We start from the raw sequence: 23,387 nt of genomic DNA, 5'->3' as shown, positions 1-23,387 counted from the left end.
CTGCCCGCGTCCCGGGCGGGGCCCCACGCCGGTCCCGCTCGTCCCGGGCGCGGTCCGGGCGCGGTCCCGGCCCGGTCAGAACGGCTGCGGTTCGAGGTCCCGGTCGATGTGGCGCGACTCGTGGACGGCCCGTACGTGCGGGTGCGCGTCTCCCAGGAGCCCGGTGATCGCCGTCAGTGCCTGCGCCCGCAACTCGGCTGCCTCGTGGTGGCGGCCCTGGCGGTGCAGGGTGACGGACAGGTTCGCGCGGCAGACCAGCGTGTCCGGGTGCCCGGGGCCGAGCCGCTCGGACAGCCCGTGGAGGGCGGACCGCCCCAGCTCCTCGGCCGGCTCGTGGTCCCCGGCCGCGGAACAGGAGTTGGCCAGGGTGAGCATGGCGTGCAGGGTGGACGGGTGGTCGGGACCGACCGTGTCGGTCAGTCCGCGGACCGCTTCGTGCCCGAGCAGCACGGCCCCTTCGGTGTCTCCGAAGCGGCGCCGGTACTGAGCGAGGTTGGCGGCGCAGGCGTACGTGAAGGGGTGCCGCGGGCCGAACAGCTCCCGATGGCCTTCGTACGCACTGCTCGCGAGGTCGCGGGCCGCCTCGTGGTCGCCGGACGCGCCGAGGACCGCGGCCAGGTTGAGCGCGGAGGCCAGCGCGGCCGGTGTGTCCGGGCCGTGGCGTTCCAGCCGACGGCGGTAGGTGGCCTCGCCGAGCTGCCGGGCCTCGTCGGTCCGGCCGGCCAGGCGCAGGCCGACGGCGAGGGAGTCGGCGATGCCCAGGTATTCCGGCGCGTCCGGGTCGAGTACCTTCTGGAGCGCAATGAAGGCATCCTCGAGGACCTCCAACGAGTGCTGGTAGTCCCCGAGTTCACGCAGGCCCCGGGCCCAGTTGGCCTGGCTGGCGAGGGTGGCCGGGTGGAGCGGGCCGAGGACGGTCGTCCGCCGCTCGAAGGTCTCCCGGTCGAGGTCGCGGGCGGCCGCGAGGTCGCCGGTCAGGCGGTGGTCGAGCGCCAGGTCGTTGACCATGGCCAGGGTGAGGGCGTCGTTCTCGCCGAACAGCTCGCGGAACTGCTCGAGGGTCTCGCGGTCGAGGGCCAACGCGGCGTCGAAACGACCGGTCGCCCGTCGGTCGGCGGCGAGCGAACCGGCCGTCCTCAGGGTGTACGCGTGGTGCTCGCCGAAGGTGGCCCGTTGGCGTTCCAGCACGCCTTCGTCCATGGCCAGGGCTTCGGCGTAGTCGCCCCGGGAGCGCAGGACGGCGGCCAGGTGGAAGCGGAGCACCAGCGTCTGCCGGTCGTCCTCACCCAGCTTGGTGCTCCAGTGCGTGTCCAGCGTCCGGCCGAGTTGGTACGCGCCCTCCAGGTCCCCGCGGGTGTGGAGGTAGCGGACCCGGTCGATGAGCAGCAGCCGGGTGTTGGGGTCGTCGCAGTCCTGGGCCCCGGACTGCGCCAGGTGCGGCCAGACCGTGTCGAAGACGGGCCAGTTCGCCGGATCGTCGGTGTCGCCGACGACGGGTCGCGCCCCCGCGAGGACCAGGTGCACCGCGTGGCGGGTTCCAGGTGGCGCCGGCCGGGGTGGGGTAGTCGGTAGGGGTGGCCATGGACAGCACCCGGGCGGACTCCTCGCGCAACTGCGCGACGTAGGTGGAGACAGGTGTGTGCGTCTCCGCCAGCCAGGCGGAGGCGACCTCGACCGCCAGCGGCAGGTCGCCGACCGCCTCGGCGACCTGACCGGCCTCCTCGGGGGAAATGTCGGGCAGGCGACGGGACAGGTGCTCGACACTCTCGGCCCGCTCGAAGACATCGATCTGGAGTGCCTCGGCCCGGCTCCGCCAGCCGAAGTAGCGGGAGGTGATCAGGACGTGACCGGGGCCGCCGGGCAGGTAGCGGACGATGTCGTCGGCCTCGTCGACGTTGTCGAAGACCAGCAGCCAGCGCGAGGTCGGTTCACCGCGGCGGAGCGCCTCACGAGCGGCCTCCATGGCCACGCCGAGCGAGTCACCCACTCGCAGGCCGAGCCGTTCCGCCAGTTCGGCGAAGGCCGCGGTGACCAGCTCGGGCTGTTCGGCGTCGATCCACCACACCAGGTCGTAGTCGGCCGCGAAGCGGTGCGCGTACTCCAGGGCGATCTGGGTCTTGCCGATCCCACCGAGACCCAGGAGTACCTGGACACCGGTCGGAGCCGTCCCGGCCCTGCCGCCGAACCGGTCGCGCAACAGGTCCAGGGCCGGTGAGCGTCCGGTGAAGTGCCGGTTGCGTCGGGGGACTTCCCACACGGTCGGCCGGTGGCTGGGGAAGCGCGGGGCACCGTCGTCCGGTTCCGCCGCCGGGGTACCGGGCAGGCCGATGGCGGCCAGCAGGACCCGCGCGGCCTCCTGCTCGTCGTGGCCGACCAGGTCGACCGGGTTCCGGAGGCTGATCGGCGGGACGAGCCGGATGTGCCCCTGGCCTGGCTGAGCTGGCTGTAGAGGGTCTCCAGATAGCCGTGCTGCTCCTCCACGCTTCCGCCGGGAAGGCCGCCGCCGGGCAGGGCACCGCCGGGGCGGGCGCGCGGTGGGGAGGGGTCGCGGGCGGCCCGCAGGAGGTTCAGGGCCCGGCCGAGGTCGCGCGGGTCGCGGCTGGTGGCGCCCACCAGGGCGCGGACGAACTGCTCGGTGGGCACACGGCCGGAGAGGTTCTCGCTCACGGTGCCGGGTGCCCGGCCGACCGTCCGCGCGATGTCGGCCACCGTCTGCCCGGCGGTCACCACCAGGTGCCGGAGGAAGTCGGCGAGTTCCTCCGCCTCCGGGCTCTCCGCCCGGATCGGGCCGAACGGGCGCCCGCCCCGGTTCGTCTGTGCCACTCGTCCCCCCGGACCCCGCCCGACCGACCCGCTGTTGTTCGGCATTATCACCGAACAACCGCCGGATGTTCGGTCGGTCGCCAGGAGTCTCCCGGTGAACAACGCCGATGAACTCGCGCTCCTGTCAAGGTCGTTCCCGCAGACCCGAGCCGGGAGGGCCGTCCCGGCGGGAACGGAGAACCCGACATGACCGTGCTGACCCTCGCTCCACGTGTGCTCGGCCCGCTGCAGCGGGTGCTGCTGCTGGCCCTGCTCACTCCCGTCCTGGCGGTGGTCGTGCTCGCGACCGTGCCCGCGCTGCTGGTGCTGCCCTTCCTCCAGGACGGGGACCGGCGGGTCGTCAGCCTGCTGCGCACCCACACGGCGACCCTGTCCGTCCTGCTGACCGGGAGCCGCCCGGACCCCGTCGACCCTCCGGCGGGGCCGCGGCGGCGGGGGCGGTCGTGAAAGGGCCCAGGGGACGGGCCCGGACCGGGCGGGGTCAGGCCCGGACCGGGGCGGCCGCCGCGCGGGCGAGGTGAGGGAGGAAGGCGGTGACGGCGGGAGGTGCGGAGCGGGCGCGGAGGGTGGCGGTACGGACCAGGCGGACCGGGGTGTCCTCGGGGTGGAGCGGGACGAGCGCGATGTCCGGACGGGTGGCGCGGGCGGCCAGGGCCGGGATCAGGGTGGCGCCGAACCCGGCGGCGACCAGGCCGAGTTTCGCCGTCCAGGCACCGACCTCGTAGGCGATCCGGGGCTGGAAGCCGCTGCGGACACAGGCGGCGAGCAGGGTGGACTCGGCCCGGCTGCTGGCGGCGATCCAGGGCTCGTCGGCGAGTTCGACGAGCCGCAGCCGCTCCCGGCCGGCCAGCGGGTGGTCCGGCGGGAGGGCCACGAGTACCGGGTCCTCGGCCAGCGGGCGCACGTCGAACAGCTCGGTGTCGTAGGGGTGGCCGGGGTAGGCGGCGACCACCGCGAGGTCGATCGCGCCGTCCCGCAGCCGGTCGAGCAGTTGTGCCGACAGGCCCTCGGCGAGGGAGATGCCGATCCCCGGATGCGCGGTGCGGAAGGCCGCCAGCGCGGCCGGGACGAGGGCGGCGTTGGCGCTGTCGAAGGCGCCCATCCGCAGCCTGCCGAGGCCGAGGCCGGTGAGTGCGGCGAGGTCGCGGCGGGTGCCGTCCAGCCGGTCCAGCAGTGCCTCGGCGTGCGGCAGCAGCGTCCGGCCGTGCTCGGTGAGGCGGACCCCGCGGGCCAGTCGGTCGAACAGCTGGACGCCGAACTCGGCTTCCAGGGTGGCGATCTGACGGGATATCGCGGACTGGGTGAACCCGAGCCGCTCACCGGCGGCGGTGAAGGAGCCCAGTCGGGCGGTGGTGCGGAAGACGTCGAGCCAGGCCATGTCCATTCCGCATGGCTACCATGCGGGACATTCGCTTGTCGCCTGGCTCGATGGTTCCTAGCGTGGAGCCATGGAGAAGATCGCATTTCTGGGCCTCGGCCGGATGGGGCTCCCGATGGCCCGTCGGCTCGCTTCCGGCGGCTACCCGTTGACGGTGTGGAACCGGACGCCCGGCCGGGTGCCGGAGCCGGTGGAGGGGTCGGTGGAGGGGCTGGTGGAGGTCGCGGATCCGGCGGCGGCGGTGCGCGGCGCGGGCGTCGTGGTCACCATGCTGGCCGATCCGGCGGCGCTGGCGGCCGTCGCACGACAGATCGTCGCCGAACTGGCGCCCGGCACCGTCTGGGTCGACATGTCCTCGGTGGGTCCCGCCGCGGTGGCCGAGGCGCGGGCACAACTGCCGGACGGTGTCGGCCTGGTGGACGCGCCGGTGCTGGGCAGCGTCGGCCCGGCCGGGACCGGCGGGCTGACCGTGCTGGTGGGCGGCGGACCCGAGGACGTGGAGCGGGTCCGGCCCGTGCTGGAGCGGCTCGGCCGGGTGGTCGACTGCGGTGGCCCCGGGGCCGGTGCGGCGCTCAAGCTGGTGGCGATCGGGGCGATCGTCGGGGGAGTGGCGGTGGTCGCCGAGGCGCTGGCCCTGGCCGGATCGCTCGGCCTGCCCGAGGAGTTGGCGGAGGGCGTGCTCGCGGCCGGGCCGCTCGGGGGGCTGGTGGCGCGGGCCCGGGCCGTCGACGCCGACTTCCCGGTGCGGCTGGCCGCCAAGGACCTCGCGCTGGCGGGCGGCGGGCCCGTGCTCGGTGCGGTGCGCGAACGGCTGCTGGCCCAACCGGAGTTGGCGGAGCAGGACCTCGCGCGCTGGGTGGACGCGGTCCGCGCCGGGGGCTGAGGCCGGGCCGGGCGTTGGGACGGGTGTTGGGCCGGGTGTCGGGCCGGGCCGGGGGTCGGGTAGAGCGCCGGGGCCGGGGGGTCCGTCCGCCTCGGGGGAGGACGGGCGCCCCGGCCGCCGCCGTCAGCCGGCCCAGCGGGTGACGGTGAAGCCGGAGCCCTCGCGCCGCACCTCGGCGGCGCCCGTTCCGGCGAAGTGCGCCGGGACGACCAACTCGCGCCGGTCGGCTGCCCGTTCGAGGACGCTGCGACGGGTGGTCGCGGCCTGGACCGGGTCCTCGCAGAAGCAGCTGTTGCACTCGGGGCGGGTCAGCTGGAGCGGGCTGTGCAGCAGGTCGCCGACGAACACCGCCCGCTCGCCGTGCGAGTCCAGCCGCAGCACCGAGGACCCGGGGCTGTGGCCGGGCGTGGGTTCCAGGGTCAGGGCCTCGTCGATCCGGACGCCTTCCGTCCAGAGCACCGCCCGGCCCGAGCGGACCACCGGCTCGATGCTGTCGGCGTAGAGCAGTCGACGCTCCTCCTGGCGGGTCGCCGGACCGGCGCGCCCGGGCCCGCCCGGGGCGAAGGAGGCGTGGTCGGCGGCCGGCAGGTAGTAGACGGCGTTGGGGAAGGCGGGCACCCATTCGCCGTCCCGCTCGACGGTGTTCCAGCCGACGTGGTCGGCGTGCAGATGGGTGTTGACCACCACGTCGACGTCCTCGGGCCGCACACCGGCGGCCGCGAGCAGGTCGAGGAAGTCGCTGTCCCGCTCGTGGAAGAGCCGGTTGTGCGGGCGCTGCCGGCGGTGCCCGACCCCGGTGTCGACCAGGACGGTGCGGCCCCCGTGGCGGACCACCCAGCTCTGGAGGGCGCCGAGATGGGTGTCGTCGGCGCGGTTCCAGTGGTCGGGCGCGAGCAGGTCCGCGTTGCGCTCCCAGTCCTCGGGTGTCGCCCCGGGCACGATGTCGGCGGAGGGCATGAACGCCCCCTCCCACTCCCTGACCCTCAGCACCTCGGCCTCGCCGAGCACGATCCGTTCCATGGTCCCTCCCGTGGTGTACGCGATGTCGTTCCGTCGACGAGTCCGATCCTAGGAGCAGGTTACTGAGCGGTTCAATGCGTGAATGGCTCGATTGAATACGAGATCGGCTCACTACGGTGCCGCTGCGGCTATCCTGCGGTCATGGACGTGGTGAGCGACGCGATCGCGGCAGTGCGGATCGGACGACCCTCCTCCAACCGGCTGCGGGTCGGCGGGGCCTGGTCGGCCCGCATCCCCGCCTACGAGGGCGCCGGCTTCCATGTGGTGCTGGAGGGCGGCTGCTGGCTGCTGCCGGACGGCGGTGAGCCCGTCCGGCTCGGGGCGGGGGATGCCGTGCTGCTGCCGCACGGGACGGGTCATGTGCTCGCCTCCGCGCCGCTGGACCGGGGCGCGGCGGCCGCGGCGGTGCCGATCGATCGGCTGCTCGCGGCGGCCCGGCGGACGCCGCCGCCCGGTGCGGAGGGTCCGCTCGACGGCGCCCCCGCCCCGGAGGGTCCGCTCGACGGCGCCCCCGCCCCGGAGGGTCCGCTCGACGGCGCCCCCGCCCCGGAGGGTCCGCTCGACGGCGCCCCCGCCCCGGAGGGTCCGCTCGACGGTGCTCCCGGGCCGCTGCCGGTGCTCGGTGCCGCGGGCGGGCCGATCGCCGAACTGCTCTGCGGGAAGTACCGCCTGGAGCACAGCAGGTCCCACCCGCTGATGCTGGAGCTGCCGGACGTGGTGCATCTGCCGAACCGGGTCGGGGCCCACCCCCAACTCCGGGCGGCGGTCGATCTGTTGGGTGGTGAACTGGCCTCGGACGGGGCGGGCGGGGCGCTCGCCGTCCCGAGTCTGATCGATCTGCTGCTGGTGTACATGCTGCGGGCCTGGCTGTCCTCGCCCCGGCCCTCGGTCGGGGCGGGCGCGGATACCGGGGCGGGCGCGGACGCGGATGCGCCGCCGGGCTCCGGTGCGGCGCTCGGCACGGGCGGCCGCTGGCCCGCCGCGCTCGGGGACCGGGTGGTGGCGGGCGCGCTGCGCGCCCTGCACGAGGATCCGGCGCGGGGGTGGAGCGTCGAGGAGCTGGCCGCGAGCGCGGGGGTCTCCCGGGCGACGCTGACCCGCCGGTTCACCGCCCTGGTCGGCCGGGCGCCGATGGCCTACCTGGCCTGGTGGCGGATGACCCGGGCGGCCGCGCTGCTCCAGCAGAGCGCCGATCCGCTGGACGTCATCGCCCGGCGGGTCGGCTACGCGACGCCGTACGCGCTCTCGCACGCCTTCAGCCGGCAGTTCGGGACGACGCCGGGCCGCTACCGGGACCGGATGGCGGCCCATTTCGCTGACGGATGATCAAACTCTTGAACGTTTGAGTTTGCCCGCCCTGTCCCTGTCAAGAGTGCCTCGGTCTGCCCTCCGGGTGGCGGTACGTGCAGCGAACGATCGTTTGCCCACCAGGTACGTACCAGGTCACAGCTATTGGTCGTGGGCGATTTATCCTTTTCTGTCATGTCCTGTCAGGTCTTGACTCGGAGGATCCTCCAAGTTTCAAGCCCTGGTTGGCGTTCATGAAGATAACGAAAGAGGAGGGATTCGCCGGAGCTTGAATTTACTTATTGACGACACGGGACGGCGCCGGGTTAACTCCTGCCACCTCGCCGCAGAGTTGCGGCCCCTGTCACGGAGGCATCCCCCCATGAACGCAACGATGCGTCGCGTCCTCGTCGGCACCGCCGCGGTCTCGATGGCCCTCTCGCTGGCCGCCTGCGGCAAGGCCGGCGCGGACAAGAAGGACAGCGCCAGCTCCGGGGACTCCAAGTCCATCGGCCTGCTGCTGCCGGAGAACGCATCCTCCACCCGCTACGAGTCCTTCGACCGCCCGTTCATCGAGGCCAAGGTCACCGCCCTCTGCCCGGACTGCAAGGTCCGCTACAGCAACGCCGAGGGCAGCGCGGCCAAGCAGAAGCAGCAGTTCGACACCCTGATCGCCGAGGGCGTCAAGGTGATCGTGCTCGACGCCTTCGACGCCAAGTCCACCCAGGCGTGGGTCAAGGAGGCGGCCGGGAAGGGCGTCAAGGTCGTCGCCTACGACCGCCTCGCCACCGGCCCGGTCTCCGCCTACGTCTCCTTCGACAACGAGAAGGTCGGCGAACTCCAGGGCCAGGGCCTGCTGGACGCCCTCGGCGCCAAGGCCGCGGACGCCAACATCGTGATGATCAACGGCGACGAGGCCGACCCGAACGCCGCGCTCTTCAAGTCCGGTGCCCACAAGGTGCTGGACGGCAAGATCAAGAAGGTGGTGTACGAGCAGTCCGGCGAGTGGAAGCCCACCGTCGCGGGCCAGAAGACCGGCGCCGCCATCACCCAGCTGGGCAAGGACGGCTTCCAGGCCGTCTACTCCGCCAACGACGGCATGGCCGGCGCGATCATCACCCAGCTCAAGGCGGCCGGCGTCAACGTCCCGGTCGGCGGCCAGGACGCCGGCCTCGACGCGATCCAGCGGATCGTCGCCGGGGACCAGGCCTACACCATCTACAAGGCGTACAAGCCGCTCGCCGACAGCGCCGCCGAACTCGCTGTCAGCCTGCTCCAGGGCAAGGACGTCAAGGTCGTCGCCCCCACCACCGTGGACAGCGACACCGACAAGGGCATCCCGGCCAAGCTGCTGGACCCGAAGATCGTCACCAAGGCCAACATCACCGCCACCGTCGTCGCCGACGGGCTCTACAAGGCCGCCGACATCTGCACCGCCGACTACGCCGCCGCCTGCGCCGCGGCCGGCCTGAAGTGACCCCCGGTCACTGACCCCAGGGTCGCAAACGGCCGGTGGCCGACGCCCGTCCGGCGCCCTCGCGCGGCGCCGGACGGCGGCCCGCCCCGCCGTCCGCCCCCGCTTCCTCCCTCCCCTCCCCGCCACGCACACCCCCGCAGGAGATGGTTCACGTGACAGGCGCACCCGTACTGGCGCTGCGCGCGGTCTCCAAGCGCTTCGGCGCTGTCCAGGCACTCACCGACGTCGACCTCGACGTCCACGCCGGTGAGGTCGTCGCCCTGGTCGGCGACAACGGTGCCGGAAAGTCCACGCTGGTCAAGACGATCGCCGGGGTCCACCCCATCGACGAGGGCACCATCACCTGGGAGGGCCGCCCGGTACGGATCGGCCGCCCCCAGGACGCCCAGGCCCTCGGCATCGCGACCGTCTACCAGGACCTCGCGCTCTGCGACAACCTCGACGTCGTCGCCAACCTCTTCCTCGGCCGCGAACTGCGCCGCCGCGGCACCCTGGACGAGGTCGCCATGGAGCGGCGCGCCAAGGAACTCCTGGACACCCTGTCGATCCGCATCCCGAGCGTGCGGATCCCGATCGCCGCGCTCTCCGGCGGCCAGCGCCAGGTGGTCGCCATCGCCCGTGCCCTGGTCGGCGACCCCCGGATCGTCATCCTCGACGAACCCACCGCAGCCCTCGGCGTCGAGCAGACCGCGCAGGTCCTGGACCTCGTCGAGCGGCTGCGCCAACGCGGCCTCGGCGTCATCCTGATCAGCCACAACATGGCGGACGTCCGCGCGGTCGCCGACACCGTCGCCGTGCTGCGGCTCGGCCGCAACAACGGCGCCTTCCCGGTCGCCGGCACCACGCCCGAGGAGATCATCTCCGCCATCACCGGCGCCACCGACAATGCCGTCACCCGGCGCCAGGCACGCATCGCGGAGGAAGCGAAGTGAGCACCAGCCAGACCACCCCCGCCGCCGACACCCCGGCCCCGGCCGCCGACCCCCGGCTGCTGGTCCGCCAGGGCGGCGTCGCCGGCTACGCCGAGGAGTTCCGCCGCAAGATCCGCAGCGGCGAACTCGGGGCCCTGCCCGTCGTCCTGGGCCTGATCCTGATCGCGATCATCTTCCAGAGCGTCACCGGCCACTTCCTGCAGGCCGACAACCTGACCAACATCACCAAGTGGATCGCCGGCTACGGCCTGATCTCGGTCGGTGTCGTCTTCGTCCTGCTGCTCGGCGAGATCGACCTCTCGCTCGGCTCGGTGGCCGGCGCCTGCGCCGCCGTCACCTCCGTGCTCGCGGTGCGCCAGGGCCTGAACGAGTGGCTGGCGATTCTCCTCGCCCTGCTCACCGCCGGTGCGATGGGCGCCCTGCACGGCTTCTTCTTCGCCCGGATCGGCGTCCCCGCGTTCGTCGTCACCCTGGCCGGCATGCTCGCCTGGAGCGGCCTCCAGGACTACGTGCTCGGCAAGCTCGGCACCGTCAACAACATCAACGACGGCGTCGTCGCCCACCTGGACAACTACTTCCTCGGTGACGGCGACATCCTCTTCGCCTGGCTGCTCGCCGTCCTCTCCGTCGCCGGGTACTGCGCCGCCCAGGTGCTCACCGCCCGCCGCCGCACCGCCGCCGGCCTGCCCGCCAGGCCGCTCGGCGAGATCGCGCTGCGCACCGGCGCCCTGGCCGTGGTCGCCCTGGTCTCCGCCTGGACGCTCAACCAGGACAGCGGTCTGCCGCTGCCCCTGGTGGTGCTGGTCGGCGTGGTCGCGCTCACCGACTTCGTGCTCCGCCGCACCTCCTACGGCCGGCAGATCTTCGCGGTCGGCGGCGGCATCGAGGCGGCCCGCCGGGCCGGTATCAACGTGGCCCGGGTGCGGATCTCGGTCTTCATGATCTCCGCGATGCTGGCCGGGCTCGGCGGCCTGTTCATCGCCTCCCAGCAGGGTTCGTCGGACAAGCTGCTCGGCAGCGGAAATGTGCTGATGAGCGCGATCGCCGCCGCCGTCATCGGCGGGACCAGCCTCTTCGGCGGCCGGGGCAGCACCTGGTCGGCGCTGCTCGGCATGCTGGTGATCCAGTCGATCACCACCGGACTGGACATGGTGCACGCGGCCCAGGCCATCCAGTACATGATCACCGGCGCGGTGCTGCTCGCCGCGGTGGTGCTCGACTCGGTCTCCCGGCGCACCCAGAAGTCCGCCGGCCGGGGCTGAGCCCGGCCGCGCGCCCCGTACGGCCCGGTCCCCACCCCCACGGGGACCGGGCCTCCGGCGTGCCCGGACCCGTCCGCCGACGTGTCCGGGCACGCCCGGATGTGCCCGGTCGGGACGTTGGTCCCTGCCGCCCGGCCGTCCGGCCCCGCACCCTGGACTGCGGGCCCGCCGACCCACGAAGTCCGGCGGCCCCGACGAGCCAGGGATCCCCGTGAGTGAGGACGTACCGCCGCCCATGCCCGCCGAGACGATCGTGCACCGTCTGGTCGACGCCTTCTTCACCCACTGCCATGAGTGCGGCGAACCGCGTGACAGCAACTGCCACCCCCGCGCCCACTGGCGCCTCTACCTCGACCTCGACGCGGAGACCCTGACCCGGATCCGCCGCTGGGCACTCGACCCGGACAGCCCCGTCGGCACCGAGACCGAGCGCACCGTGCTGCTGCACTGGCTGGACGCCCAGGACGCCTGAACCGGTTGGTCGGCTGACCAACGAGTCTGCCCGCCGGTTCGGGCGCGGGCCGTCGGCACCCCGATCACCGATCGGGGTGCCGATCGCCGTTCCCGGCCGGGACGGTCGCTGCCCGGATGGCCGCGACGTGCGGATCGGTGCGGTCGTCGTAGCGCCAGAGCGCCGGCAGCGCGGCGGCCAGCACACCGGTGCCGACCAGGCAGGCCAGTCCGCCGGTCCGCAGCGCGGCCCGGATGCCGTAGCGCGCGGCCAGCCCGCCGGCCCGCAGGTCGCCCAGGGCCGGACCGGCGGCGCCGATCAGCAGCTCCGTCCCGGCCGCGCGACCACGCAGCCCGTCCGGGATCGAGCGGTTCCAGACGGCCGCCCGGAAGGTGTCGCCCACCCAGTGCGCGGCGCCGGCCACCGCCAGGCAGAGCAGGACCGCCCAGATCCCGGAGCCGAGGGCGGCCGCCGCGGTGGCGGCGCCGACCGCCGCGCCGGACAGCAGGACGAACCGGCCGTGCCGGTGCACCCGGTCGGTCCAGCCGCTGGTCGCGGCGGCGGCCAGGGCGCCGGCGGCGGAGGCCGAGTAGAGCAGGCCGAGCGCCCAGCGGGCGTCCAGCTCCTCGGCGAGGAAGGGGAACAGCGCGATCGGCAGGGCGAACGCGGTCGCCATCAGGTCGACCAGGTAGGTGCCGACCAGGTCGGGGCGACGGGCCACGTACGCGGCACCTTCGGCGAGTTCGCCCAGGGCGGGCGCCTGCTCAGCCAGGGCCGGGCGGAGCGGTCGGAGCGGCCGGAGCCGGGCGAGCAGGGCGATCGAGACCAGGAAGGTGGCCAGGTCGACCAGGTAGGCGGTGCCCACCCCGGCGGTCGCGATCACCACGCCCGCGGCGGCGGGCGCGGCCAGTCCGACGGTGCTCCACCGCAGCGAGAGGAGCGCGCCGGCCGCCATCAGCTGGTCGTGCGGCACCAGCCGGGGCACCATCGCCTCCAGCGAGGGCTGTTGCAGTCCCTGGAGCGCGGCGGCGCAGCCGGCCGCCAGGTAGAGCGGCCACAGCCTCGGCTCGCCGGCCAGGGCGTTGAGCAGCAGCAGCGCGCTGAGCGCGGCCAGCGCGATCTCGGTGGCCAGCACCACCCGCCGCCGGTCGGCCCGGTCGGCGAGCACCCCGCCGTAGAGGCCGAGCAGCACGGTCGGCACCAGCTCCACCGCGCCGACCGCGCCCACCGCCAGCGGGGAGCCGGTGGCGTCGGCGATCTGGAGCGGGATCGCGGTCAGGGTGAACACCGAGCCCAGCATGGTGACGGCGCCGGACGTCCAGACCAGGCGGAAGTCCGCGGAGGAGTGCCAGGGCGCGGTGTTCGGCAGCAGCCGGGACCACGGGCGGCGGCCCGGTCCGGTGGTGGTCATGAGTGCGGTGGTCCCTTCGGGGCGGACTCGGACGACTCCTTATCGGTGATAAGGACGGACCGGAATTTAGCAGCGATAAGGTGGTCCGCCAAGCGAATAACCGAGCGGCCGGTACGGGCGGCGGAAGGGCGGTGCGCGATGGCGCTGCAACGGGACGAGGTCGTGCGCACGGCCCTGCGACTCCTCGACGAGGTCGGCATCGACGGCCTGACCACCCGCCGGCTGGCCCGGGAGCTCGGGGTCCAGTCCCCGGCCCTCTACTGGCACTTCAAGAGCAAGCGGGAACTGCTCGACCTCATGGCCGAGGCGATGCTCGCCGAGGCCCTGCCACCCGACCGCGAGCCGGACCCGGAGCACTGGCCCGAGTGGGTCGCCGCCGACGCCCGGGCCAAGCGCCGCGGCCTGCTCGCCCACCGCGACGGCGCCCGGGTGCACGCCGGAACCCTCCCCACCGCCGACGAACTCCCCGCCGTCGAGGCCCAGTTGAGCGCGCTCTGCCGGGCCGGGCTGCGGCCGGACACCGCGCTGCGGCTGCTGCTCACCGTCGACCGCTACCTCATGGGCTGGGTCACCGAGGAGCAGGCCTGGCGGCAGGACGCCGAACAGCGCGACGGCGCACCCTTCCCGGACGAGGCGCTGCGCGACCTGCCACTGCTGCGCGAGGCCGCCGACGTGCTGCGGATGACCGACCACGACGCGGACTTCGAGTACGGCCTGCGGGTACTGATCGAGGGCTTCCGCACCGAGATCGCCCGCGAGAGCGGCAGCAGTGACACTGCCGGGGACAGCTCCGGGGGTGCGGGCGGATCCGTCTAGCGCGACGGCCCGGGCAGGACCGTTTCCGCGCTGGTCCGACCGGGTCGATCAGGGCGGAAACGGGTTGGCGGAGGCGGGACGGTGGGCACGCTCGCGCCGAACCGTCCCCTGCACAGAAGGACCACCCCCCTCATGCGTCTTCACCGGACCCTCGGCACGACCGTCGGCGCGCTGCTCCTGGCCCTGGCCGTACCGACCTCCGCGCACTCCACCACCGGCGACTTCCTCTACTAGACCCAACGCCGTTCAGTTAGGCGTGGGGTCCGTTCGTCAAGACCGGTGAACGAGACAGCGGAGCTGCTGTAGAAGAGGTCTGTCACTCCAAGACATCCTCACCACAGGAGCTCCGCTGTTGGAACAGGCTGCCATATCAAGGACGTTCGGGGTAGCGGCCGGGGTGTTCGCCCCAGGCCATCTTGGTGAATTGACCCGGATCGTGCCGTTCGAGATGGTCGACGAGGTGCTGGTGGCGACCCGGGCGGTCGAGCGGCGGATCCGGCTGGTGCCGGCGCGGGTCACCGTGTATCTCCTGCTGGCCGGGGCGTTGTTCGCCGAACTCGGCTACCAGCAGGTCTTCGACCGGTTGCGCGCCGGTCTGGCAGGCCTGGCACCCGCCCGGCCGAGCGGCAGCGCGTTGCGGCAGGCCCGCCAGCGCCTGGGGCCAGCGCCGCTGAAGGCACTGTTCGACCTGGTGCGCGGCCCGGCGGCCACGACCGCGGCCCAGACGCGGTGGCGCGGGCTGCTGGTGGTCGCGGTCGACGGCACGCTCCTGCCCGTGCCGGACGCCCCGGCCAACCTGGCCGTCTTCACCAAGCAGCGGTGCAACAACGGGTCCGGCGGCTACCCGCAGATCCGGCTGACAGCACTGGTGGCCTGCGGAACGAGGGCGGTGGTAGGAGCCGTGTTCGGCCCGGCCACCACCGGCGAGCTGGAATACGCCGGCCGCCTGGCAGGTGATCTGCGCGCAGGGATGCTGCTGCTGGGCGACCGCAACTTCGCCGCCGCCGACCTGCTGAACCGCCTGGCCGCCACCGGCGCCGACCTGCTGGTGCGGTGCAAGTCCGGCCGCAGGCTGCCGCCGGTGGCCCGCTGCGGCGACGGCTCGTTCCTGGCCCGGCTCGGCACGCTGACCGTCCGGATCATCGACGCCGAGATCAGCATCGTCACGTCCCGAGGGGCCCGCACCGGCCACTACCGGCTGCTGACCACCCTCACCGATCCGTCGGAGCACCCCGCCCGCGAACTCGTCCGGCTCTACCACGAACGCTGGGAGATCGAGACGGCCTACGCGGAGCTCAAGTCCACGATCCTGGGCGGCCGGGTCCTGCGCGCCCGCACCCCGGCCGGGGTCGAGCAGGAGGTCTGGGCCCTGCTGGTCGCCTACCAGGCGCTGCGGACCGCAATGACCGACGCCACCGACAGCATCCCGGGCACCGACCCCGACCGGGCCGGCTTCACCGTCGCCCTGTCCGCCGCCCGCGACCAGCTGATCCTGGCCACAGGCCTCATCGCCGACACCACGATCGACCTGGTCGGAGCCATCGGCCGCAACGTGCTCGCCCACCTCCTGCCCCAGCGGCGGGTCCGCACCAAGGACCGCATCGTCAAACGCGCGATCTCCAAGTACAACGCACGCGGACCCGCCATCGACCGCGCCACCTACAAGGCCACCATCAGCATCAACATGCTCACAACCGACCCTTGACACGGTCCCGACCGCCCTAACTGAACAGCGTTGCTACTAGACCAGCACGGGTCAGGATGCCGGCGTCAGCGACCAGAACAGCGGCGTGTGCATCAACCTGCCGGACACCACCGAAGAAGCCCCGGGCAACTCGCCCCAGAACCTCACCGTCTCCACCGCCACCGTGTTCCTCGAAACGGACTGCAACGGTGACACCTACTCCGCCATGGACCCCGGCAAGAAGCTCGGGGAGGACACCAAGATCCGTTCCGTCATCTTCTCCTGACAGAGCGGCAGTGGATGTCCGGGGCGCCCGCCTCCAGTCGGCCGGCGGGTGGCCCCGAACCTCGGACGGCGCCGTCCCCCTGGCGAAGCACTACCGCTCGGGCCCTCCCCGTGCCAGCTCCAGGGCCGCGCGCAGGTGGCCGTCGGCCGCGGTGAGCAGGCGGGTGGCGGCCTGGGCGTCCACCCCGGTGAGGACGACCAGGACGGCGGCCTTCGCCTCGCCGCCGGTGGCCGCCAGTGCGCGCTGTGCCGTCTCCTCGTCCGCGCCGGTGATGTCGACCACGATCCGCCGCGCCCGCTCGCGGAGCTTGGCGTTGCCGGCCCGGACGTCGACCATCAGGTTCCCGTACGTCCGGCCGAGCCGGACCATGACCGCCGTCGAGAGCAGGTTCAGTACCAGCTTCTGCGCCGTGCCCGCCTTGAGGCGGGTGGACCCGGCCAGGACCTCGGGACCGGTCTCCACCTCGATCGCCAGCTCGGCGGCCGCGACCAGTGGAGACCCGGTCGACCCGGCCAGTCCCACGCCCAGTGCCCCGGCCCGGCGGGCTTCGCGGACCGCCGCCACCGTGTACGGGGTGCGCCCGGATGCGGAGAGGCCGACCACGGTGTCCTCGGGCGTCAGCGCGAGCGCGGCCAGGTCGGCCGCCGCCAGCTCCGGGCGGTCCTCGGCCCCCTCGACCGCGCGCACCAGCGCCGCCGGTCCGCCCGCGATCAGCCCGACCACCCGGCCGGGGTCGGTGCCGAAGGTCGGCGGGCACTCGCTCGCGTCCAGGACCCCCAGCCGCCCGGCCGTTCCGGCGCCCGCGTAGACCAGCCGCCCGCCCCGCGCCATCCGGGCGGCGACGGCGTCCACCACGAGGGCGATCCTCGGCAGCTCCCGGGCCACCGCGTCGGCCACCGTGCGGTCCTCGGCGTTCAGCAGCCGCAGCAGCTCGGGTGTGTCCAGCCGGTCGATCCCGGCCCACTCCGGTCGGGCCGTCTCGGTGGCCGGTCGGTCGGTGTTGTCCATACGCTGCCCCTCCCCGCGCGGGCCCGCCGTCAACCGGAGGCGGCGCCGACCGGGCGCGGCAGGCCGGGGGAGTGTCGGGCCCGGGTGCCGGGGGCAGGATGGCACGGGCGTCACGGGGTACGACCGAGTGCCCGTCCTCGGCAGGCGCCCCCATTCGACAAGGAGAAGGCCCGGATGAACCTCGGTGCGGCCGCCAGGGCGACGGCGCTGCTCGCCGCCCTGCTGGCGGGGGGCGGCCGCCTGCGGGCCCGCCGAGAGCGGGAGCGGGGCGGCGGCGAGCCGCTCCGGAACGGCGGCCGCCCCGGCGTCCCCGTCCGGGGCCGGCTCGGCGGACGGCGCCGGGGATTCGGCGGCCGGGTTCCCCGAGACGCTGAAGCGCAGTGTGCTGGAGCAGGCGGCGCGGGACGGCTCCGGAACGGCGGCCGCCCCGGCGTCCCCGTCCGGGGCCGGCTCGGCGGACGGCGCCGGGGATTCGGCGGCCGGGTTCCCCGAGACGCTGAAGCGCAGTGTGCTGGAGCAGGCGGCGCGGGACGGGCGGTCGCCCGCGGGCGGCCGGACCGTCCTGGCCGGGTTCGACTCCGGCGCCCGGCCGTACCTCGTCTGGCAGAGCGGGAGCACCGGTGACATCTGCGTCGCCCTGAACAGCGACGGGGGGTCCGCCGTCACCCAGTGCTCCAACGCCACCGAGCTCGCGACCAGGGCGGTGCCCGGTGCGGCGCTGTTCCTGAGCGCCCGTCGGGCGGAGGGGCAGGGCCGGCCGGTGTGGAACGTCCTGCTGCTGTCCAGCGGTGAGACGGTGGAACGGATCTCCTGCCGTCAGCAGGACTTCGCCGTCCGCATGGCCTTCACGACCGAGGTCGGCGGGGTGGAGCGGACCGTCTGGACCGCGACCGTGCCGGACGAACCCGGCGGCGACTACCGGGCCGCCGTGCGCCGCGGCGGCGAGCCGACGGTCGACACCGTGAGGATCGACCCGGGGAGCCGGGGCGGCCAGTGCTGAGCGGAACTCTTCCGTAGTGCGGACGCCGCCCCCCGCCCTCCTCGGGGAGGTCCCGTCGGGGAGGGAGGGGCGGCGTTCCGCTGCCGGGGCACGGGTGGGGCCGCCCTCCGGCCGGGGCGTCAGGCCATCCAGAAGAAGACGGCGGTCATCCGCCGTTCCTCCAGGGTCAGGCCGTGGTACGAGGTCGCGCTGTGGATCAGGTTGGCGTGGTAGACGAGCAGGCGGTTGTAGCGGTTGGGGACGCGGACGTCCTCGGTGAAGGCGTCGGCCGGGACGCGGCGGGTGCCGATCGCCTCGACCAGGTTGTTGTGGGGGGCGGTGACCAGGTTGCCGCCGAGCCGGCCGCCGGGGAACTGCTGGCGGTAGAAGCCGGTGCCGGCGTCCTTCGGCGCGCCGGGGCTGAGGTAGAGGACGGCGGCGAAGCGGCACAGCGCCCGGGAGTCGGTGTGCGGACGCGACTCCGACTCGGCGGTGCCCACCAGTTGGATGCAGTTGTGGTTCAGGGTGCCGCCGCCCGGGGTGCTCTGCACCCAGAGCCGTGACGCCCCGGTGGCCTTGCGGACCAGAGCCTCCACCCGGGCCAGTTCCTCGGGTTCGAGGCCGGGCATGGTGCGCAGTCCGGGCCAGGCTTCCGGCCGGTAGGGGTAGCCCTCGGTCCAGTCGTTGCGGTCGAGGCAGCGGCGGCGGACGGCGTCCGGGTCCGGCAGGACGTCGTCGAACACCCAGTAGTCGCGGCCGGGTGTCGGCTTGCGGTACGGCAGCACCGGCAGCGTGGCGGTCCGTCCGGGGCCGGGGGGCAGTGGAGGCATGGGCCGACCATAGGAGCGAGGCCCCCCAACTTTCTGCCGTGAGCAGGTCAACCTTTCGTCAAGGTGCTGGTCGGTGGCCCGCTCAGCAGGAGCCGTCGGCGAGCACGTAGTAGCCGGGGCCGGTCCGGCGCAGGGTGTGGACGGTGAAGGTGTTCCACAGCCCCATCGCCTGTCCGGAACCGAGCGCGTACACCAGACCGCCGGTCAGTGTCGCCCGCCCGGCCGCCACCTGGTGGTAGTTGTCGGTGGTCCAGCACGCCGCCGGGCCGCCCGGTGTGGTGACGGTGACGGTGGTGGAGCGGGCGCCCGCGGTGCCGTCGGCGGCGACCGGGGCCACCGCGTAGCCGTAGGCCGTACCGGCGCTCAGACCTCGGTCGGTCCAAGCGGTGCCGCTCGGGTCCGCGACCGGGGTGCCGTCCCGGAAGACCCGGTAGGAGACGGCCCCGGTGACGGGCTGCCAGCCGAGCGCGACGGTGTCGGCCCCGGTCGCGGTGGCGGTCAGACCGCTCGGCGCGGGCAGCCCGGGGACCGTCGGCCCGCCGCTGTCCAGGCCCCAGAAGAGCGCGGTGTGGTAGCCGGAGCAGATCGCGTCCAGGAAGTACGCGCCGGTGGCCCCGCACTTCTCGGCTCCCGGGCCGGGGGCGACGGCCAGCCCGTGCCCCATGCCCGCGATCGAGTAGAGCGCGACGGCGGGCCGCCCCCCGGCGTCGTCGTAGCGGGTCTCGGTGGTGCCGCCGGGCAGGCTCCGGGTGCCGGAGGGGTTCTGGCCGATGCCCCACACTTCCGTCCACTGGTCGCGCAGTTCGGTGGCGTTCACCGGTCGGACGGTGGTGTCCGCCGTGCCCTGCCAGATCGCCACCCGTGGCCACGGCCCGGGGTGGCCGGGGTCGGCGCGGCGGACCTTGTCCGCCCACTGGGCGGGGGTCAGGCGCTGGTCGTTGTTCTGGCAGGACGAGGCCGCGGACAGGGTGGCGGCGCAGTGCGCGGGCGGACCGGCGTCGACGGCCCCGCCGGCGAACACGTCCGGATAGTCGGCCAGCAGGTCGGCGGCCATCCCGCCCCCGGCGGACAGGCCGGTGACGAACACCCGGCTCTGGTCCGTGCCGAACAGGCCCCCGGCCCTGGTGACCATCTGCAGTACGGAGGCCGCCTCGCCGACGCCCCGGGCGTTCTGGGCGGCGTCGAACCAGCGGAAGCAGGAGAGCGGGTTGTTGGCGGTGCCGGTCTGCGGGAACACCACGGCGAAGCCGTAGCGGTCGGCCAGTTCGGGCCAGCCGGAGTGCCGGTAGTAGTCGTCGGCGGTCTGGGTGCAGCCGTGCAGGGCGACCACCAGGGGTGCGCCGCCGGGCAGCTCGGCCGGGGCGTAGGTGTACATCGCGAGGTTGCCGGGGTTGCTGCCGAACCCGGTGACCTGTTGGAAGGTGCCGGCGGTGTCGGCGGCGGCGGGCACGGGCGTCGGCGCGGTCGCGGGCACAGGCACGGCCGTCGAGGTGGTGGCGGGGAGCAGGAGCGCCGCAGCGGTGAGCAGGGCGGCGACGGCGGCGCGGCCTGCCCGGCCCGCGCAGCCTGTGCGGTGGACGCGGCGGTCGGTCGGTGGAGCGGTCGGGGCGGGAGACACGGCCATGGGGACTCCGGGTGGGGGAGGAGCACGGGACCTTGCCGTGCAGGGTGTCGCGCCTGCCCCGGGGTCGCCATGTGACGGGCGGCCGCCCCCCGATGCCCGGTCATGGGTGGTGCCGCCATGGCGGCACCACCGGACCTCGGGTGCGGTCAGGCGCCGGGGCTCAGCGCCGCGGCGACGAGTCCGCACACGGCGACGAAGCCGCAGATCCCGAAGTTGACCAGCTTGTGGGACAGGAAGACGGCGGCGAACTCGCGGATCGTCGCGCTCGGCCAGTAGTACCGGGCGGTGGGGGAACCGCAGACCTGGCCGTTGACCCCGGTGGTGCGGGCGGTCAGGGCGGCGCGGAAGGCATGGAAGTTGTTGGTGACCACCACACAGCGGTAGTCGGGCTTCTCCCGCTCCATGATCTCCTTGCTGAAGAGCAGGTTCTCCTCGGTGGTCCGGGAACGGTCCTCGCGCTCCAGGTGCTCGGCGGGGAACCCGCGTTCGACCAGGTAGTCGGCCATGGCGTGGGACTCCGGCAGCTTCTCGTCCGGACCCTGGCCGCCCGAGGTGATCAGCACCGGCGGGTTGCCCCGCGCCGCCTGCTTCTCCCAGAGCGCGCGGCCGCGGTCGAGCCGGCTGGCGAGCAGCGGCGGCACCCGCTCGCCGCCGATCAGCCCGGAGCCCAGCACCACCACGAAGTCCACGTCGCCGCGCGGCAGGTGGCGCTGGTAGAGGAAGGCGTAGCCGACGAAGCAGACGAAGAGGAAGGACACATAGCCGACCACCAGGAGCGCCGTGGCGGCGAGGACGGTGAGCCGCGGGGAGTCGGTCACGACGGCCGCCCCGAGCAGGCCGATCAGCCCGAGGATGCCGAGGCCGGCGAGCAGCGACAGCAGGTTCGCCGGCCGCCGGCCCTCCTTGCGGATCATCGTCACTCCGTTGGAGAGGAGGAACCAGACCAGGGCCACCGTGCCGACCGTCGGCAGCAGGGCGATGACGGCCACCGTCAGCTCGGCCACCAGGGTCGGCGCCCGGCGCACCTCCGCGATCAGCGCCAGGGCCAGCAGCGAGACCCCGATGCCGAGCAGTACGGCGTTGCTGAACTTGCGTCGGTCGCGCAGGACTCCGATTCCGCAGAGGAGGAAGAAGAAGGCCGCTGGGGCATAGGCGATCATGTTCGTATCGTAGGGTCCCGCCGAGCCGCCCCGACCGTGGCCTCCTGGGCGGCGGAATTCGCCCTGGTGGTCTCGGGGGCGGTCGCCCCCGGGCCCTTCTCCAAGGAGTGTCGGCTGTCCGTCAGGTCGTCCGTCGGACCGCCCGTCGGACCGCCCGTCAGGTCGTCCGCGTCCGCGGTGCGCCCGACCCGGCTGACGCTCGGGACGAAGGCCGCCCCTCCGCAGGCCAGCGCGACCAGCGCGGCCGTGACGAGCAGCGGACCGGTGCTCCCCCAGGCGTCGGCGGCCAGCGGCGCGAGCGTGTACCCCAGTGGGGCGGCGGCGAGCGACAGCAGCCAGTCGTAGGAGGTGACCCGGGCCAGCACCTGCGGCGGGAACTCCTGCTGCACCACGGTCTGCCACACCGGGTTGAGGAAGCCCAGCCCGGTCATCGCCAGGGCGTACGAGGCGACGGTGACCGGTGCGGGCGCCGTCACCGCCAGGGCGACCAGCGGTAGGGCGTACAGGGCGAGGCCGAGAGTGGCGACCAGCAGCGGGCGCCGGGGCTGGTACCGGCCGGCGAGCAGCGAGCCGGCCAGCACACCGAAGGCGGCGGCCTGGGTCATCGCGATCCACACGCCCTCCCCGCCCATCCGCCGGGAGGCGATCAGCGGCCCGAGGGTGAGCAGGACGGCGGCGGCGCCGTTCCACACGGCGTGGCCGATCAGGCTGGTCCAGTACCAGTCGCGCGAGCGCACCTCGCTCCAGCCCTGGAGCAGGTCGGCGCGCAGCGATCGGCGCTCGGTGGGGGTGCGGCGCACCTTCAGCCGCGTCAGCAGTGCCGCGCTGACCAGGAAGGAGGCGCCGTCCAGCAGGAACGCCCAGCCCGGGCCGGCGGTCAGGACGAGGACGCCGGCCAGGGCCGGGCCGCCGAGCCGGGCGCCGTTGACGGCCGAGGCCAGCAGGGCGTTGGCGCGCATCCGCTGCGGCCCGTCCACGGCGGCCGCGACCAGCGGACTGGCCGTCGGCATGGCGAACGCCGAGGCGATGCCGCCCACCGCCTCGGCGGCCGCTATGGGGGCCAGCCCGGGCTGGTCGCCGAGGAGTTCGAGGCCGACGGCGATCTGGGCGACGGCCCGGACCAGGTCGGTGACGAGCGCGACCAGCCGGGGGTCGAACCGGTCCCCGACGACGCCGCCCAGGGGGAGCAGCAGCAGGCGCGGAACCATCGCACAGCCCAGGACCAGGGCCAGCGCGGAGGAGGATCCGGTCGCCCGGGTGATGGCGATGGCGAGGGCGGCGGGGACGACGGCGTCCCCCAGGGTGGAGATCGTCCGGCCGAGGAAGAGCAGCCGGAAGGCGGGCAGGCGCAGCGGGTGCGGGTGCGGGTGCGGGTGGTGGGTCGAGGTCACGGGAGCACTGTATTTCGGTGCCGAAATTTCGTCAACGAAATATTGGGAGCCGAAAAACCCCTGCTCCGGGGCCGCCTAGACTCGGGGTATGACACCCGCGACGCACCGGACGGCGGCCGACCGGCCCCGCGACTGGACCGACGGCCACGTCGAGCGCTGGCGGCCGGTGCTGCCGCACCTGGATCCGGACGTCGAGGGCGCCGTCACCCGGATGAGCAAGCTCACCCGGCACCTCGGCCGGGTCCGCGAGCAGGGTGTGGCCGACTACGGACTGCAGAAGCACGAGTTCGACACCCTGCACGGGCTGGCCGGCCGCGGCGGCCGGGCCACCCCGTCCCAGCTGCGCGGCGACCTCGGCCTGGCGCCCGCCTCGGTGACCGGGCGTCTGGAAGCACTGGAACGGCGCGGATTCATCGTCCGCACGCCCTCCAGCGACGACCGCCGCCGGGTCGACGTCGAACTGACCGAGGCGGGCCGGCTGGCCTGGGCACAGGCACTGGACGTGGTCGGCCGGGAGGAGCACCGACTGCTCGGTGTGCTCTCCCCGGCCGAGCGGCACCAGCTCGCCGAACTGCTGCGCCGGGTGCTGCTGGTGGCCGAGGGGCCGCCGCCGGAGCCCGGATCGCGCACCGGCCCGCAGCCCGGCGCCGACCCCCGGCTCGGCCCGGCGGCCGCGGCCTGGACC

The 23,387-nt window shown here is 74.0% G+C and carries 21 protein-coding genes and 2 pseudogenes; 13 read left to right on the top strand and 10 right to left on the bottom strand.

Features of this window, described 5'->3' with window-relative positions; genetic code table 11:
- Window positions 1-75: 75 nt before the first annotated feature.
- Both fxsT (OG715_RS04515) and fxsT (OG715_RS04510) read right to left on the bottom strand, forming a co-directional pair.
- Window positions 76-1,524, bottom strand: a complete 1,449-nt coding sequence (fxsT, locus tag OG715_RS04515) for an FxSxx-COOH system tetratricopeptide repeat protein (protein ID WP_266277185.1) — start codon at window positions 1,522-1,524, stop codon at window positions 76-78.
- Between the two features lie 72 nt (window positions 1,525-1,596).
- Window positions 1,597-2,257: pseudogene (gene fxsT, locus OG715_RS04510) on the bottom strand (FxSxx-COOH system tetratricopeptide repeat protein); the annotation flags it as partial.
- Between the two features lie 9 nt (window positions 2,258-2,266).
- On the opposite strand from fxsT (OG715_RS04510), the gene OG715_RS04505 reads away from it, so the two are divergent.
- Window positions 2,267-2,449 (top strand): hypothetical protein, encoded by a 183-nt coding sequence (locus OG715_RS04505; RefSeq protein WP_266277187.1) that lies wholly within the window; start codon window positions 2,267-2,269, stop codon window positions 2,447-2,449.
- A gap of 560 nt (window positions 2,450-3,009) precedes the next feature.
- A complete protein-coding gene (locus OG715_RS04500) occupies window positions 3,010-3,270 on the top strand; it encodes a dTMP kinase (RefSeq protein ID WP_266277189.1) in 261 nt (86 codons plus the stop codon).
- Between the two features lie 34 nt (window positions 3,271-3,304).
- Here the strand turns inward: OG715_RS04500 and OG715_RS04495 are convergent, their stop codons facing one another.
- A complete protein-coding gene (locus tag OG715_RS04495) occupies window positions 3,305-4,201 on the bottom strand; it encodes a LysR family transcriptional regulator (protein ID WP_266277191.1) in 897 nt (298 codons plus the stop codon).
- A gap of 70 nt (window positions 4,202-4,271) precedes the next feature.
- On the opposite strand from OG715_RS04495, the gene OG715_RS04490 reads away from it, so the two are divergent.
- Entirely contained in the window at window positions 4,272-5,084 is an 813-nt protein-coding gene (locus OG715_RS04490; protein WP_266277193.1) for an NAD(P)-dependent oxidoreductase, read from the top strand.
- A gap of 123 nt (window positions 5,085-5,207) precedes the next feature.
- Here the strand turns inward: OG715_RS04490 and OG715_RS04485 are convergent, their stop codons facing one another.
- Complete coding sequence (locus OG715_RS04485; RefSeq protein ID WP_266277195.1) at window positions 5,208-6,104, bottom strand: MBL fold metallo-hydrolase; 897 nt, start codon at window positions 6,102-6,104, stop codon at window positions 5,208-5,210.
- A gap of 141 nt (window positions 6,105-6,245) precedes the next feature.
- Between OG715_RS04485 and OG715_RS04480 the strand changes: the two genes are divergently transcribed.
- The 5 genes from OG715_RS04480 (at window position 6,246) to OG715_RS04460 (ending at window position 11,534) form a co-directional block, all read left to right on the top strand.
- Window positions 6,246-7,430, top strand: coding sequence for a cupin domain-containing protein (locus OG715_RS04480; RefSeq protein WP_266277196.1), 1,185 nt, complete (start codon window positions 6,246-6,248; stop codon window positions 7,428-7,430).
- 343 nt (window positions 7,431-7,773) lie between these two features.
- On the top strand, window positions 7,774-8,868 hold the full coding sequence (locus tag OG715_RS04475) for a sugar ABC transporter substrate-binding protein (RefSeq protein ID WP_266277197.1): 1,095 nt from the start codon (window positions 7,774-7,776) through the stop codon (window positions 8,866-8,868).
- Between the two features lie 143 nt (window positions 8,869-9,011).
- Window positions 9,012-9,800, top strand: a complete 789-nt coding sequence (locus OG715_RS04470; protein ID WP_078896788.1) for an ATP-binding cassette domain-containing protein — start codon at window positions 9,012-9,014, stop codon at window positions 9,798-9,800.
- Entirely contained in the window at window positions 9,797-11,062 is a 1,266-nt protein-coding gene (locus OG715_RS04465; protein WP_266277199.1) for a sugar ABC transporter permease, read from the top strand. The genes OG715_RS04470 and OG715_RS04465 overlap by 4 nt, the downstream gene beginning before the upstream one ends.
- A gap of 211 nt (window positions 11,063-11,273) precedes the next feature.
- Window positions 11,274-11,534, top strand: a complete 261-nt coding sequence (locus OG715_RS04460; protein WP_266277201.1) for a hypothetical protein — start codon at window positions 11,274-11,276, stop codon at window positions 11,532-11,534.
- 64 nt (window positions 11,535-11,598) lie between these two features.
- Here OG715_RS04460 and OG715_RS04455 read toward each other — a convergent pair whose 3' ends face one another.
- A complete protein-coding gene (locus OG715_RS04455; protein WP_266277202.1) occupies window positions 11,599-12,924 on the bottom strand; it encodes an MFS transporter in 1,326 nt (441 codons plus the stop codon).
- Between the two features lie 138 nt (window positions 12,925-13,062).
- Between OG715_RS04455 and OG715_RS04450 the strand changes: the two genes are divergently transcribed.
- The 3 genes from OG715_RS04450 to OG715_RS04440 all read left to right on the top strand — a co-directional run bounded on the left by OG715_RS04450 (window position 13,063) and on the right by OG715_RS04440 (window position 15,710).
- Window positions 13,063-13,740, top strand: coding sequence for a TetR/AcrR family transcriptional regulator C-terminal domain-containing protein (locus tag OG715_RS04450; RefSeq protein ID WP_266277203.1), 678 nt, complete (start codon window positions 13,063-13,065; stop codon window positions 13,738-13,740).
- A 397-nt stretch (window positions 13,741-14,137) separates the two neighbouring features.
- Window positions 14,138-15,445 carry an IS4 family transposase gene (locus OG715_RS04445; protein WP_266277204.1) on the top strand — a complete coding sequence of 436 codons (1,308 nt, stop codon included), beginning with the start codon at window positions 14,138-14,140 and terminating at the stop codon, window positions 15,443-15,445.
- A gap of 85 nt (window positions 15,446-15,530) precedes the next feature.
- Complete coding sequence (locus OG715_RS04440) at window positions 15,531-15,710, top strand: hypothetical protein (protein WP_266277206.1); 180 nt, start codon at window positions 15,531-15,533, stop codon at window positions 15,708-15,710.
- Window positions 15,711-15,800: 90 nt separating this feature from the next.
- Here the strand turns inward: OG715_RS04440 and murQ are convergent, their stop codons facing one another.
- Window positions 15,801-16,718 carry an N-acetylmuramic acid 6-phosphate etherase gene (gene murQ / locus OG715_RS04435; protein WP_266277208.1) on the bottom strand — a complete coding sequence of 306 codons (918 nt, stop codon included), beginning with the start codon at window positions 16,716-16,718 and terminating at the stop codon, window positions 15,801-15,803.
- 382 nt (window positions 16,719-17,100) lie between these two features.
- On the opposite strand from murQ, the gene OG715_RS04430 reads away from it, so the two are divergent.
- Window positions 17,101-17,718: a hypothetical protein gene (locus tag OG715_RS04430; RefSeq protein WP_266277209.1), complete on the top strand. Its 618-nt coding sequence runs from the start codon at window positions 17,101-17,103 to the stop codon at window positions 17,716-17,718.
- A gap of 119 nt (window positions 17,719-17,837) precedes the next feature.
- Here the strand turns inward: OG715_RS04430 and OG715_RS04425 are convergent, their stop codons facing one another.
- The 4 genes from OG715_RS04425 to OG715_RS04410 all read right to left on the bottom strand — a co-directional run bounded on the left by OG715_RS04425 (window position 17,838) and on the right by OG715_RS04410 (window position 22,702).
- Window positions 17,838-18,527, bottom strand: a complete 690-nt coding sequence (locus tag OG715_RS04425) for a DUF6445 family protein (RefSeq protein ID WP_266277210.1) — start codon at window positions 18,525-18,527, stop codon at window positions 17,838-17,840.
- Window positions 18,528-18,609: 82 nt separating this feature from the next.
- Complete coding sequence (locus OG715_RS04420) at window positions 18,610-20,151, bottom strand: extracellular catalytic domain type 1 short-chain-length polyhydroxyalkanoate depolymerase (protein WP_266277212.1); 1,542 nt, start codon at window positions 20,149-20,151, stop codon at window positions 18,610-18,612.
- A gap of 146 nt (window positions 20,152-20,297) precedes the next feature.
- The gene (locus tag OG715_RS04415; RefSeq protein ID WP_266277214.1) at window positions 20,298-21,311 is read right to left on the bottom strand and encodes a YdcF family protein; all 1,014 of its coding nucleotides are present in this window, start codon (window positions 21,309-21,311) and stop codon (window positions 20,298-20,300) included.
- The gene (locus OG715_RS04410; protein WP_266277216.1) at window positions 21,308-22,702 is read right to left on the bottom strand and encodes an MFS transporter; all 1,395 of its coding nucleotides are present in this window, start codon (window positions 22,700-22,702) and stop codon (window positions 21,308-21,310) included. The genes OG715_RS04415 and OG715_RS04410 overlap by 4 nt, the downstream gene beginning before the upstream one ends.
- Before the next feature lie 88 nt (window positions 22,703-22,790).
- Between OG715_RS04410 and OG715_RS04405 the strand changes: the two are divergent.
- Window positions 22,791-23,303, top strand: a pseudogene (locus OG715_RS04405) (MarR family winged helix-turn-helix transcriptional regulator); the annotation flags it as partial.
- Window positions 23,304-23,387: the final 84 nt, after the last annotated feature.

This window comes from Kitasatospora purpeofusca (assembly GCF_036010405.1).
In the GTDB taxonomy this organism is placed as follows: Bacteria; Actinomycetota; Actinomycetes; order Streptomycetales; family Streptomycetaceae; genus Kitasatospora; species Kitasatospora purpeofusca.
Note: the sequence above shows the minus strand (reverse complement) of the source record. Positions and strands in the feature narration are given on the sequence as shown.